This is a genomic window from Shinella yambaruensis (assembly GCF_022899355.1).
GTDB classification, from domain to species: Bacteria; Pseudomonadota; Alphaproteobacteria; order Rhizobiales; family Rhizobiaceae; genus Shinella; species Shinella yambaruensis.
The window spans coordinates 38,266-51,294 of sequence record NZ_JALJCK010000006.1 but is presented as its reverse complement, the minus strand read 5'-3'; the positions used below and the strand labels follow the sequence as shown (position 1 = coordinate 51,294).

At 67.0% G+C, this 13,029-nt stretch carries 10 protein-coding genes; all 10 read right to left on the bottom strand.

What is annotated here, in order from left to right; translation table 11 throughout:
- Positions 1-112: 112 nt before the first annotated feature.
- Entirely contained in the window at positions 113-2,092 is a 1,980-nt protein-coding gene (locus MUU56_RS15335) for a copper amine oxidase (RefSeq protein ID WP_244768167.1), read from the bottom strand.
- Between the two features lie 28 nt (positions 2,093-2,120).
- Entirely contained in the window at positions 2,121-3,527 is a 1,407-nt protein-coding gene (locus MUU56_RS15330; protein ID WP_244768166.1) for an aldehyde dehydrogenase family protein, read from the bottom strand.
- 116 nt (positions 3,528-3,643) lie between these two features.
- Positions 3,644-4,570, bottom strand: coding sequence for a helix-turn-helix domain-containing protein (locus MUU56_RS15325; RefSeq protein ID WP_244768165.1), 927 nt, complete (start codon positions 4,568-4,570; stop codon positions 3,644-3,646).
- Positions 4,571-4,718: 148 nt separating this feature from the next.
- On the bottom strand, positions 4,719-6,779 hold the full coding sequence (locus MUU56_RS15320) for a 3-hydroxyacyl-CoA dehydrogenase NAD-binding domain-containing protein (RefSeq protein ID WP_244768164.1): 2,061 nt from the start codon (positions 6,777-6,779) through the stop codon (positions 4,719-4,721).
- Between the two features lie 4 nt (positions 6,780-6,783).
- Positions 6,784-7,485 carry an ABC transporter ATP-binding protein gene (locus MUU56_RS15315; protein WP_133033620.1) on the bottom strand — a complete coding sequence of 234 codons (702 nt, stop codon included), beginning with the start codon at positions 7,483-7,485 and terminating at the stop codon, positions 6,784-6,786.
- A complete protein-coding gene (locus MUU56_RS15310; protein WP_244768163.1) occupies positions 7,472-8,257 on the bottom strand; it encodes an ABC transporter ATP-binding protein in 786 nt (261 codons plus the stop codon). Before MUU56_RS15310 ends, MUU56_RS15315 begins: the two co-directional genes overlap by 14 nt.
- Positions 8,254-9,210, bottom strand: coding sequence for a branched-chain amino acid ABC transporter permease (locus tag MUU56_RS15305; RefSeq protein ID WP_244768162.1), 957 nt, complete (start codon positions 9,208-9,210; stop codon positions 8,254-8,256). Before MUU56_RS15305 ends, MUU56_RS15310 begins: the two co-directional genes overlap by 4 nt.
- A 2-nt stretch (positions 9,211-9,212) precedes the next feature.
- Positions 9,213-10,085: a branched-chain amino acid ABC transporter permease gene (locus tag MUU56_RS15300; protein WP_244768161.1), complete on the bottom strand. Its 873-nt coding sequence runs from the start codon at positions 10,083-10,085 to the stop codon at positions 9,213-9,215.
- Between the two features lie 70 nt (positions 10,086-10,155).
- Positions 10,156-11,307, bottom strand: coding sequence for an ABC transporter substrate-binding protein (locus tag MUU56_RS15295; protein WP_244768160.1), 1,152 nt, complete (start codon positions 11,305-11,307; stop codon positions 10,156-10,158).
- A 47-nt stretch (positions 11,308-11,354) separates the two neighbouring features.
- On the bottom strand, positions 11,355-13,016 hold the full coding sequence (paaN, locus tag MUU56_RS15290; RefSeq protein WP_244768159.1) for a phenylacetic acid degradation protein PaaN: 1,662 nt from the start codon (positions 13,014-13,016) through the stop codon (positions 11,355-11,357).
- Positions 13,017-13,029: the final 13 nt, after the last annotated feature.

Genomic DNA, 13,029 nt, shown 5'->3' with positions numbered 1-13,029 from the left:
TCCCTCAATAACGCCGCTATCCTGGGAAACCGGCGCAACACCCCCTTCGCCCCGCTTGCGGGGAGAAGGTGCCGGCAGGCGGATGAGGGGCATCGCCTGCCGGCACCGGTCCTTACTTCTTGCGCAAAGTCAGCGCCGGGTTATGGGCGAAGAAGTTGTGCGGCATGATGTGCACGGTCTTCCACTCGGTCGACATGACCGGCCAGTCCTCCATGCGCGGAATGTGGTGGAAGCCGGCGGAGAACCAGGTGACGATGTCCTTGCCCATCAGGTTCTGGTCCTTCTTGACCCATTCGGCGAGCGTATCCGAGCCGTCGCTCTGCATGGCGAACTTGCCGCCGGCATAGCGCTGTTCCGGATCGTAGACCGTGTTCCAGACCGAATATTCGATATAGGCGTTGCGCTTCATCGGCGGGTCGTTCGCATAATCGTAGGGACCGTAGGCGACGCTGCCGTGATGGATCATCCAGCCGGGCTCGTGGCCGAGATAGCCTTCGCGCGACGGGTTGGAAATGTGGAAATAGCGCGGCTGCATGGCCGAGAGCTTGTAGCGCGCCTCCATTTCGGTCTTCGGCATGTTGTGCTCGACCGTCCACATCGACTTGCGCGGGCTCGACGCATCGAGCTTGGCCGGCACGATGTCCATGGTCGAGAAATGGTTCGCCGGCTGGTCGACGTCGAAATCGATGCGGAAGTTGAAATAGTGGTCGTGGTTGGCGGCGACGAGGTTCGGCGCGATCAGCGTACCGTAGGCCGTGTCCGCCTTCGCCGTCGCATCCTTCATCGAGGCCGAGGCGACGCCCTTCACCGCATCGAGGCCGGTCGCGCCGACATAGATGTTGATCTGGCCGTTCTGCTGCAGGCGATAGTCGATGAGATAGTCATAGTTGCCGACCTCGGAGGCCGTGCGCACCACGAGTTCCGTCGCCGGGCGGCCTTCCGCCGGCACCGGGGTTTCCGGCGTCTGGGCGAAGACCTCGAAATGACGCCAGGCCGGATCGCCGATATTGCGCTCGAAGACGCAGATCGCATCCGGGATGACGAGCGGGGCGCCCTTGTCGTCGGCGATCGTCGCCGGCAGGAAGGTGGCGTGCGACGGGCAGTCGATGCCGGCGCGCAGCGGGCTCAGGAAAAGGCCGAAGCCATATTCCCCGCTGTCCATGTAGGTGCGCCAGTACCAGCCCTCCGTCGGGTCCATATAGGGCACGAAGACCTCGGAAAGATGCGCCTGGTAGATGACCGAGCGCCAGGTACCGTCATCGTTGACATCGAGATTGGAGACGACGAGGCCCGGGCGCTTGTCGACGCGGAAGTTGAAGCGCCAGATGTCCCATTCGACATGGCTGCCGTCGATCCTGTAGTTCGGTCCGCCGTCCTGAACGAGCGTGACGGGCTTCATTTCCGGACGCAGCGGCAGACGCGCGGCGACCTCCTCCTCCGTATAGCCCCAGCTATCCTTCGGCGCCTGCTCCACGACACCGGTATCGATGACGCGCTGCACCTCCTTCTTGCCGATATCGTAGATGGCGAAGAGGCCCTCGATCGGCTTGGCATAGAAGTTGGACCCCTCCGGCACCTGGTAGCACGGCACCTTCATCAGGCGGGAGTTCCGGTATTCCTCCGTGAAGAAGTTGCCGCCCGTCAGCGGCAGGCAGAAGGCCTGTTCCGGCTTGAGCCCGCGCTTTTCAAGCCCCGCGATCATGTCCGAGTGGCCAAGCGCGCCTTCCAGCGCGTTCATGAATTCGGTGAACAGCACCATCGGCTGGCCGGCCGTCTTGCCGTTGCTCTCGACCGTACCCCTGGAGATGTTGACGACCGCCTCGTTGAAGCCGTCGGCACTGGTGAAATAGACCGTCGCCTTGCGGTCGAGGCTGTCGCCCTCCTTCCAGGCGAGCACCTCGGCCTTGGCCGGCTCCTTCAGCTCGATCAGCGGATAGAGCGTGTCGTCGTCCGCCACCTTCTGCTCGCGCAGGATCTGGTTGATCTTCTGGTATTCCTCGGCCGTCAGCCCATCGAGCGGATGGGCGGCGGCCGCGCCGGCAGCAAGGCCGAGCGCAAGTGCCGTCGTGGCCAGATGTTTCGTCAGTCTCATGATCGTTCCCTCTTTTCGTTTGCTTGTGTCAGGCAAAGACCACCTGGATGTCGGTGTATTCGGCGAGCCCCTCTTCGGCGAACTCGACGCCGATGCCCGAGGCCTTCACGCCGCCGAAGGGCACGTTCGGCTGGATGGCGCCGTGCTTGTTGATCCAGACGGAGCCGCAGGCGAGACGACCGGCCACCGCCTTCGCGGCCGCGATGTCTGACGACCAGACCGAGCCGCCGAGTCCGTTCGGGCTGTCATTGGCCAGCCGGATCGCCTCTTCGACGTCGGAGTAGCGGATGATCGGCAAAGCCGGCCCGAACTGCTCCTCGTCGACCAGCGCATCGCCGTTGCGAAGGCCGGCGATGATGGTCGGCGGGAAGAACAGGCCCTCGCCCGGTTCTCCGCCGAGCAGCACCTTGCCCCGCCCCTTCGCATCCGTCACGAGCTGCGAGACCTTGTCGAACTGCATGCGGTTCTGGATGGGGCCGAGGATGCTCGCCTCCTCCATGCCGTCGCCGACCTCGATGCCCCGCGCATAGGCGACCAGCGCCGCGCAGACCGCGTCGTGGATGCTATCGTGCACATAGAGCCGCTTCATCGCCGCGCAGGTCTGGCCGTTGTTGATGAAGGCACCCCAGAAGAGGCCTTCGGCGATCGCCGCCGGATCCGCGTCGGGCAGGACGATGCCGGCGTCGTTGCCGCCGAGTTCCAGCGTCAGGCGCTTCATCGTGTCGGCGGCGGACCGCATGACCCTCTGGCCGGTGGCGCAGGAGCCGGTGAAGACGATCTTGCTTATATCCGGATGCGCCGACATGGCGGCGCCGAGATTGAAGGCCCTGTCGTCGCCGGTCACCACATTGACGACGCCCGGCGGCAGCACCTCGTTCATGATCTCGACCAGCCGCAGGGTGGAAAGCGGCGTATGGGGCGAGGGCTTGACGACGACCGTGTTGCCTGTGCGCAACGCCGGCAGGATATGCCAGACGGCGATCATGACCGGGAAATTCCACGGGGTGATGGAGCCGACGACGCCGAGCGGCTTGCGGGTGAGCTCCACCCGGCCCTGCTCGTTGTCCTGCAGCACCCGCGCCGGCAGCGAAAGCCCGGTCGTATAGCCCGCCCAGGCGACGGCGCCGCCGACCTCCCAGCGCGAGCCGAGGCCGTTCAGTGGCTTGCCCTGTTCGAGCGTGATGATCTCGGCAAGCTCGCCGGCATGTTCCTCGATCTTGGCCGTCACCGCAGCGCAGGCCGCCTGCAGGGCAGCATCCTCCTGCGCCGACCAGGAGGCGAACGCCGCCTTGGCGACCGAGACCGCCGCATCCAGCTCCGCCCCGCCCATGTTCGGCGCGCGGCCGACCTCCTTGCCCGTCGCCGGGTTGAGAACGGCGAAGTCCGCGCCGACGTGCGCCGGTTTGCCACCGATGGTAGCCTTGAATTCCGTCATGTCCGCCTCCTCCATGAACGTCCCGCCTCCTCCGGCGGGGACATATGGTGGCAGAGATTAGAGGGACATGGCGCGCCGGACTTGGACGGCACCGTCCCGTCTTTTGGATAAAAGCGTCAATGGCAGCGGGCGACCGCGCCCGGCGTCATGCCGTATTTCTTGCGGAACTCGCGATAGAAGTAGGAAAGGTCGTTGAAGCCGCAATCGAAGGCGACGGCCGTGACGCCTTCCGCCGCCTGCTCCCCCTTGCGGGCGGAAAGCCGTGCATGGGCAAGCTCCAGCCGGCGGTTGAGCAACCGATGACCGGGCGTCTCGCCAAGCGGCCGGAAATGCCGCTGCAGCATGCGCTCCGAGACGTTGAGGCGGACAGCCAGTTCGCGCGGCCCGAAGCCCGGGTCCGCGCGGTGGCGATCGATCATCGCGAGCGCCCGCGACAGCAGCGTCTCGGCGGGCGCGGCAACGCCCGTCACGCGGGTCGAGTGCAGGTAGGCGCCGAGAAGGCAGAGGAAGGCTTCGCCGAGCTGCGCCTGCGCGCCCTCCTCCAGCAGCATTTTCGCGATGACCGCGCGCATGGCGAGCAAGAGAGGGTCGTCGCGCGAGATCGAAAGCCCGCCCGTGCACGGCGTGCCGAAGCGGTGGAGCATCTCGTCGCGTGGGATGTGCAGCGACACCTGGTTCGAACGCTCGCCGCGATAGAGGAAGGTGGAGGGCCTGACGGAATCGACGAGGAACATGTCGCCGGGCGAAAGCTCCGCGACCTGCTCGCCCTGCTCGACGCGACAGTGGCCGGCATCCTGCACCAGCAGGAAGAAATATTCGCCGGGATCCTGTCGGATGGAGCGGGTGTTGCGCGCGACCTCCGAGGCATCGAGCGCGACGATGGCCGTATCGAAGGGACCGACGCGCCGCGTCGTGACATCGCCATTGACGACGCCTGTCCGCCCCGTCGGCTCCAGGTCGAAGGAGCCGCAGACCCTCCTGATCTCCGCCTCGAGAATTTCTACCGGCACCGGCTTGTGTCCCGGCGTCATCAGCGACTGCATCGTGCCCTCCCCGGCTCTAGCAGAAAGCCTGTTCTCCCAAAACTATCTCACCACAGTCCGCAACGCTTGCCTATCGCCGGAAGCCTTTCCCATCTGCGAAACACGCAATCTTTTCGCCCTTCCGCAAGGTAGTCCTGCCCGAATTGCCTTACCCGGCAAGCACCGAAAAGCCGCCGGCTTCCGCCGCCCGGCGCAGGCCGTCGCTCGGCGGCTCGGCAAGGCCTTCCCCGGCCAGGCGATCCAGCACCGCCACCACTTCGGAAAGGCCGCGCGCTTCGGCATGGTGCATCGGCCCGCCGCGCCAGCGCGGGAAGCCGTAGCCATGGATCTTCACGAGATCGATATCGGCGGCGCGGAGCGCCACGCGCTCTTCGAGGATGCGCGTCGCCTCGTTGACCATGGGCAGGAGGATGGCGTCGACGATGCCTGCCTCGTCCCATGTCCGCTGCGCCCGGCCCTCCGCCGCCTCGGCGATGATCGCGGCCACGGTTTCGGAGGGTTTCGGCGCACGGTCGCCCGGCTGATAGTCGTACCAGCCGCCGCCGGTCTTCTGGCCGTAGCGCTCAAGGGCGCAGAGCCGGTCGGCAACGGGCGCGAAAGGCGTCTCGCCCCGCTCGCGCGCCGCCTTGCGCTGAAAGGCAGCGATGTCGAGGCCGCCGAGATCCTGTGCCTCGAAAGGCCCCATCGGCAGGCCGAAGGCACGCATGGCGGCATCGACCGCTGCGGGCGTCGCGCCCGACAGCAAAAGCCGCTCGGCCTGCGCCCGCGTCACCTTCAGGATGCGGTTGCCGATGAAGCCGTCGCAGATGCCGGCGCGCACCGGGATCTTGCCGAGCAGGCGGGCGAGCGCGAAACCGGTCGCCAGCACCTCCGGCGCGGTCGCCTCCGTCGGCACGATCTCCAGGAGCTTCATGATCTGCGCCGGGCTGAAGAAATGCAGGCCGAGGAAACGTTCCGGATGACTGACGCCTTCGCTCATCGCGTCGGGATCGAGATAGGACGTGTTGGTGGCCAGAACCGCATCCGGCCGGCAGACCGCCGAGAGCCTTTCGAAGACGGCGCGCTTGACAGCAAGATCCTCGAAGACCGCCTCGATGACGAGGTCCGTATCGGCCAGCAGGCCGTAATCGTCGCCGCCGATGACGCCGGCCACGCGCTCGTCCGCCACGGCCTGCGGGATGCGGCCGCGCTTCACCGAGCCTTCATAGATGCCCCGCACATTGGCAAGCCCGCGCTCGACGGCCGCCGCGTCGCGCTCGATGAGGACGACCGGCAGGCCGGCATCGCGCAGTGCCGCGGCAATGCCCGCGCCCATCGTGCCGCCGCCGATGACGGCGGCCGAGCGGATGGCGCGCGGCGTGATGCCGGCAAGCTCCGGCGGGCGCGGCGCGGCGCGCTCGGCAAAGAAGACATGGCGCAGCGCCGCCGCCTGCTCCGAGCCGCGCAGTTCGAGGAAGGTTTCCCGCTCGAAGGCCATGGCGCTGGCGAAATCCGTCTCGCTCGCCTTCCGCACCGAGGCAAGCGCCCGGAGCGGTGCGGCTTCCCGCTTCGCCCTGGCCGCCACGGCCTTTTCGGCACCTTCCCAGAAACCCGTCTCGACGGGGGCCACGGCGCGGCTGGAGATCGGCTGCGGCCGGGCCTTGCCGGCAATGTCGTTCGCAAAGGCAATCGCGCCGGCCCGCAGGTTGCCGTCGATAATGGCATCGATCAGGCCGAGCCCTTCCGCCTTCTTCGCACCGACCGGGCTGCCGCTCGTCACGAGGTCGACGGCAGCGGCCGCGCCGATCAGCCGCGGCAGGCGAACCGTGCCGCCCGCGCCGGGGATGATACCGAGCTTGACTTCCGGCAGGCCGAGGCTGGCGCTGGGAACCGCCACGCGCCAGGCGCAGCCGAGCACCACTTCGAGCCCGCCGCCGAGCGCGCTGCCATGGATCGCCGCGACCCACGGCTTCTTCGCACCTTCGATGGCCGCCACCACGTCCGGCAGATGCGGCGGCTGCGGCGGCTTGCCGAATTCGCTGACATCCGCCCCAGCGATGAAGGTGCGGCCGGCGCAGATCAGGACCACGGCCTTCACCGCCGCGTCCGCATCGAGCGTGGCGACGGCCTCGACGAGGGCCTGGCGCAGCGCCTGCGATAGCGCGTTGACGGGCGGGTTGTCGACGGTGACGACGGCGATGGCGTTTTCGCGGGCGATGGTGACGGTCATGGTCTCATATTCCCAGATAAGCGGCGCGGATGCGTTCGTCGGCGATGAGTTCGGCAGCGGGCCCGGACATGGTGATGCGGCCCGTCTCCATGACATAACCGCGATCGGCGACCGAGAGCGCGCCGAACGCGTTCTGCTCGACGAGCAGCACGGTGACGCCGAGTGCCTTCAGGCTCTTCACCACGTCGAAGATCTGCGCCACGAGGATGGGGGCAAGGCCCATGCTCGGCTCGTCGAGCAGCAGGCAGGAAGGGCGGCCCATCAGCGCGCGGGCGATCGCCAGCATCTGCTGCTGGCCGCCGGAAAGGCCGCCGGCCGCAAGGTTGCGCTTCTCCTTGAGGATCGGGAACATGGCAAAGGCGTCGTCCCGGTCCCGTTCCACCTTGTCGTCGGAAAAGAGATAGGCGCCGAGGCGCAGGTTCTCCTCCACCGTCAGGTTGGTGAAGATCTGTCGCCCCTCAGGCGACTGGGCGAGCCCGCGCCGCACGCGGGCATGCGCCGGCACCGTGGTCAGCGCCTCGCCGCGAAAGACGATGGACCCGGCCGAGACCGGCTGGATGCCGGAAAGGCATTTGAGCAGCGTGGTCTTGCCCGCGCCGTTCGCGCCGACCACCGTGACGATCTCGCCGGAGGCGACGTCGAGGTCGATGCCGTGCAGCACCTCGATGCGGCCGTAGCGCGAACGCAGTCCTTCAACCGTCAGCATTTTGCGCCTCCGCCGCCTGGGCACCCAGATAGGCCTCGATAACGCGCGGATCGCGCGCGATCGAAGCCGGCTCGCCCTCGGCGATCTTCTCGCCATGGTCGAGCACCACGATATGGTTGGAAATGCGCATGACCATCTTCATGTCGTGCTCCACCAGCAGGATCGACACACCTTCGGCCGCGACCTTGGCGATCAGGTGGTCGATCTCCTCCGTCTCGACGGCATTGCAGCCGGCGGCCGGCTCGTCGAGCAGCAGCACGCGCGGTTTCAGCGCCAATGCGCGGGCGATCTCCAGCCGCTTCAAGGCACCATAGGAGAGCGAGCCCGCCTCCTGCTCGGCGGCCCTGCCGAGGCCGACGCGGTCGAGCAACGCACGCGCGCTCTCTTCGGACGCCCTGCTGCGGCGGCGCGCGGCGGGCAGCGAAAAGAGATCGGCGAACACCGAGCCACGCTCATGCAGGTGATGACCGGCGACGGCGTTTTCCAGCACGCTCATCGACTGGAAGATCTGCAGGTTCTGGAAGGTCCGCGACAGGCCGCGCCGGGCGAGCTGATGCGGCGGCATGCGCGTGACGTCCTCTCCATCGAGTGCGACACGCCCGCGCGCAGGGGCGTAGACGCCCGAGATCATGTTGAACAGCGTCGTCTTGCCGGCGCCGTTCGGGCCGATGACGGAGACAATCTCGCCGGGTTTCAAGGAGAAGCCGACATCGTTGACGGCACGGACACCGCCGAAATCGATCCCCAAGCCTTCGATCTGAAGCAGGCTCATTCTGCCCTCCCCCGGATGCGGCGCGCGATGGAGGGCAGGAGGCCCTCGCGCATGAAGATCATGACCAGCATCATGACGAGACCGAGCATGAGCTGTTCGTATTCCTGGAAGACCGTCAGCACCTGCGGCAGCGTGGTGAGGATCGCCGCGCCGAGGATGGCGCCGAGCATCGACCCCGCCCCGCCGAGCACCGCCATGGTGACCATCTCGATCGAATGCATGAAGCCCGCGACATCAGGCGTGATGAACTTGTTCTGCAGCGCCAGCAGCGAACCCGACACCGAGGCATAGACCGCCGACAGGACGAAGGCGACGAGCTTGTAATGGGCCACATCGACGCCGACCGTGCGGGCGGCGACCTCTGACCCGTGCAGCGCCCTGAGCGCCCGGCCGGTCGGGCTGTGGTAGAGGTTGAGCGCCAGCCAAGCGCCGATGACCAAGACGAGACCGGAGAAGGCGTACCAGAATTCGGTGTTGGAAAGATCGATGCCGATAGCCTTCAGGACGGCGCGAAGACCAAGTTCCGGCACCGCCATGCCGTCCGGCCCGCCGGTGAGCTGCGCCTCGTTGGAGAGCACCATCGAGACGAGAATGCCGAAGCCGAGGCTGGCGACGGCGAGGTAGTAGCCCTTGAGCCGCAGGATCGGCCGGCCGACGAGAAAGGCGATGGCCGCGGAAAGCGCCGCGCCCAGCACCGCCGCGAGCGCGGGATGCAGGCCGAGATGGACCGGCGCCAGCGCACAGGCATAGGCGCCGATGCCGGCAAAGCCCGCATGGCCGAGGCTGATCTGGCCGGCATAGCCGATGAGGATGACGAGACCCGTCACCGCAAGCCCGTTGACGAAGATCAGCGAGCCGACGCGAAAATAGTAGGAGGACGGGAAGAAGACCGGCGCGATCGCGATGACCGCGGCGAGGATGAGGAGCGTGGTTGCCTTGCTGGAGAGCCGCATGATCACACCCGATCCGTGGACTTGCGGCCGAAAAGGCCCTGCGGCATGGCGAAGAGCACCGCGAGGATGACGACGAAGGCGGCCGCGTCCTTGTATTGCGAGCTGATATAGCCGGCCGTCATCGCCTCCAGGATGCCGAGCAACAGGCCGCCGACGAGCGCGCCCTTGGGATTGCCCATGCCGCCGAGCATGGCGGCGGCGAAACCCTTCAGCGCCAGCGCCAGCCCGACATCGTAGCTCGTCAGCGTGATCGGCGTCACCAGCACACCGGCAAGCGCGCCGATGGCGGCGGACATGGCGAAGGACAGCGTCATCACATAGTTGGTGTTGATCCCGACGAGCTGGGCCGCGATGCGGTTGTTCGCCGTCGCCAGCACGGCGCGGCCGATCAGCGTGCGCGTGAAGAACAGCCAGAGACAGAAGAAGATCGCGAGCGCACCGGCAATCACCCAGAGGCTCTGCGGCAGGATGGTCGCGCCGCCGATGAGGATCGGCTGGTCACCCGAAAAGGCCGGGAAACGGTGGATCTGCTTGTCGAAGACGAGCTGCGTCGCGCCGCGGATGAAGATCGAGGCGCCGATGGTGATGATGATCAGCGAGACGACGGGCGCGCCTCGCGCCGGCTCGATCGCCAGCTTGTTGAGCGCGACGCCGATACCCGCTGTCGCGATGATGGCGATGAGCGCGGCAAGCGGCAGCGGCAGGCCCGCGGCATGCGCGAAGAAGGTGATCATGCCGCCGAGCATGACGAACTCGCCCTGGGCGAAGTTCACGACGTCGGAAGCGTTGTAGATGATCGTGAAGCCGAGCGCGACCAGCGCATAGACCGCGCCGACCGTGATCCCGGAGAGTAGGAATTGCAGGAGTTCGGGCATGAATGCCTCCGCTTCGCGCGCGACGGTTTCCGCCGACCCGCCGCCTCATGGCGCGGGCCGGCGGGCTCGATTACTCGACGATCTTCCAGCCGCCCTTTTCGATCTGAAGCATGCGGAAGGCCGACAGGTCGAGGCCGAGATGGTCCTCCGCCGTCATGGTCACCGTGCCGGTCGTGCCGACCAGGCCGGACGTGCCTTCGATCGCGTCGCGGATCGCCGACGGCTCGGTGCTGCCCGCCCGCGTGATCGCGTCGACGAGGATGCGCAGCGCGTCATGGGCGTAGCCGCCGAAGGTCGAGACCGGCTTGCCGGTCGCCTTCTCGTAGGCGTCCTTGTAGGCGACGACGACGGCGCGCTGCGGATCGCTTTCCGGCAGGAGGCCCGCGACGAGCAGTGCCGTGCCCGGCAGGCGCACGCCTTCGGCGGCTTCCGCGCCGGCAAGCTCGATGAAGCCATCCGAGGCGACACCATGCGACTGGTAGAGCGGCAGGCCGACGGTGAGCTGGGCATAGTTGCGCGTGACGATCGCCGGACCCTGGCCGAAACCGGGGTTCAGCACGGCCTGCACGCCGTCCTTGCCCTTGATGTTGGTCAGCTGCGGCGTCATGTCGGCATCGGTCGGGCCATAGGTCTCGTCGGCCAGCACCTCGATGCCGTATTCGCCGATGATCTCCAGGCACTGCTTGCGCATGGAGGCGCCGAAACCGTCTGAACCGGAGATCAGGCCGATCTTGCTGATGCCGGCCTTCTTCATGTCCTCGAAGATCTTCGCGCAGGCCATGCGGTCCGTGTGCGGGGTCTTGAAGGTGAAGGGGCGGACGGGATCGATGATCTCGATGGCGCCGGCAAGCGAGATGAACGGGATTTCCGCATCCTCGAAGACCGGGATGATGGCCATGGAGGTGCCCGTCGTCGTGCCGCCGATCACGGCGACGACCTCGTCGTCCTCCACCAGGCGGGTGGCGAAGGTGCGCGCCTTGTTCGGGTCGCCGCCATCGTCATAGACGATCAGGTCGATCTTCTCGCCATTGACGCCGCCGGCCGCATTGATCTCCTCGACCAGCATCTTCAGCGTCTTGGCTTCCGGATCGCCGAGGAAGGAGGCGGGGCCGGTTTCCGAAAGGGTCGCGCCGATCTTGATATCGGCAAGGGCCGGCGCGGCAAAGCCGAGGACGAGCGCCAGCGTGCCGGCAAGCGCGGTGGTGGTGAGCGAAAATTTCATGTCGGTTTCTCCTCCCAACAAAGACAAAAGATTGAAGCGTAGACTCCTCACGCCGCCGCGGGGCGGCGCCACATCACCACGCGGAACCGGTTCGCGACGAAGGCCGCATCCGTCAGGCTGGCATTGCCCGCCGGGTTGGCACCGGTGACGTGGAAATCGCTGAAGGCGGCGCTCTGGTTCACATAGATGCCGCCAGTCAGGTTGACAGAAAGATTGACGCCCGCCACGGCGAAACGATCGGCGGCCGCAAGGATCTGCGCCTCGTCCGTCGCGTAGAGGGCAGCCGTGATGGCACCCTTGCGCTCGGCGAGCGCCGCAGCACGGTCGACGCCGTCCGCTGCGTCATCGACCGCGACGACGAGGGCGATGGGACCGAAGCGTTCCTCCGCATAGGCATCCGTATCCGCCGCACCGACGGCGAGGATCAGCGGCGTCGCGGTGCGGGCACCGTCGAGACCTTCGACGGGCGCGGAATCGCGCACGATGCGCCCGAGCGGCCGCGATGTGGCAATGCGGGCGAGCGTCGCCGGATTGGCGATGGCCCCGCAGATGCCGGCCGCACGCACCGGATCGGCAAGCAGGCTATCGACGGCAGCGGCGATGCCGGCCGCGACCGCGTCGAAGGACTTGTGGCCCTCATTCGTCTCAATGCCGCCACGCGGCACGAAAATATCCTGCGGCGCCGTGCACATCTGGCCGGAATAGAGCGAGAGCGAGAAGGCGATGTTGCCGCACATGCCGGCAAAATCATCCGTCGCGCCGATGACGATCGAGTTGACGCCGGCCTCTTCGGTGTAGACATCGGCGTTGCCGGCGTTTTCACGCACCCAGGCGCCGAAGGTGTTGGAGCCGGTATAGTCGACGATGGCGACGGCGGGGTGCTGCACGAGATCCCTCGTGATCTCGGCGCCGGGCGCATCGGCGGCGAGCAGCACGATATCGGCCGCAAACCCTTGCTCCACCAGCACCTGGCGCGCGATTTCGACGGTGATGGCAAGCGGCAGGATCGCCGCCGGATGCGGCTTGACGATGACGGTGTTGCCGGTCGCGAGGCTGGCGAAGAGGCCGGGATAGCTGTTCCAGGTCGGGAAGGTGTTGCAGCCGATGACGAGGGAAACGCCGCGCGGCACGATGCGCCAGTGCTTTTCCATGACGATCGGCTCGCCCTTGCCCTGCGGCTTGGTCCAGGTCGCCTGCGCCGGTATGCGGGTCATCTCGGCATAGGCATAGGCGACGGCCTCGAGGCCGCGATCCTGCGCATGCGGGCCACCGGCCTGGAAGGCCATGGCGAAGGCCTGGCCCGTCGTGTGCATGACGGCGTTCGCCATCTCGAAGCTGCGGGCATTGAGGCGGGCGAGGATTTCGAGACAGATGCCGGCGTGCGTCTCCGGCGAGGCGGCGGCCCACTGCGGGGCGGCCGCGCGCGAGGCCATGACCAGCATGTCCGCGGAGGCGGCAGGATAGGTGATGCCGAGGGCCGGTCCGTAAGGCGAGACTTCCGCACCGACGCGCCCCTCGGCCGGATGATCGGCAAGATCGAATTCGGCATCGAGCCGTGCCCTGTAGGCGGCAAGGCCATCGTCCTTCGCCGTCTCGCCGTATATCTTGCCGCTCGGCACTTCGGGATAGACGGTCCAGAAATCGCGCTTGGCGGCCGCTTCGATCGCGGCGGTCAGCGTCGGGCGATGGCGCTCGAAAAGTCCGGTCATCTCTGGCTCCTCC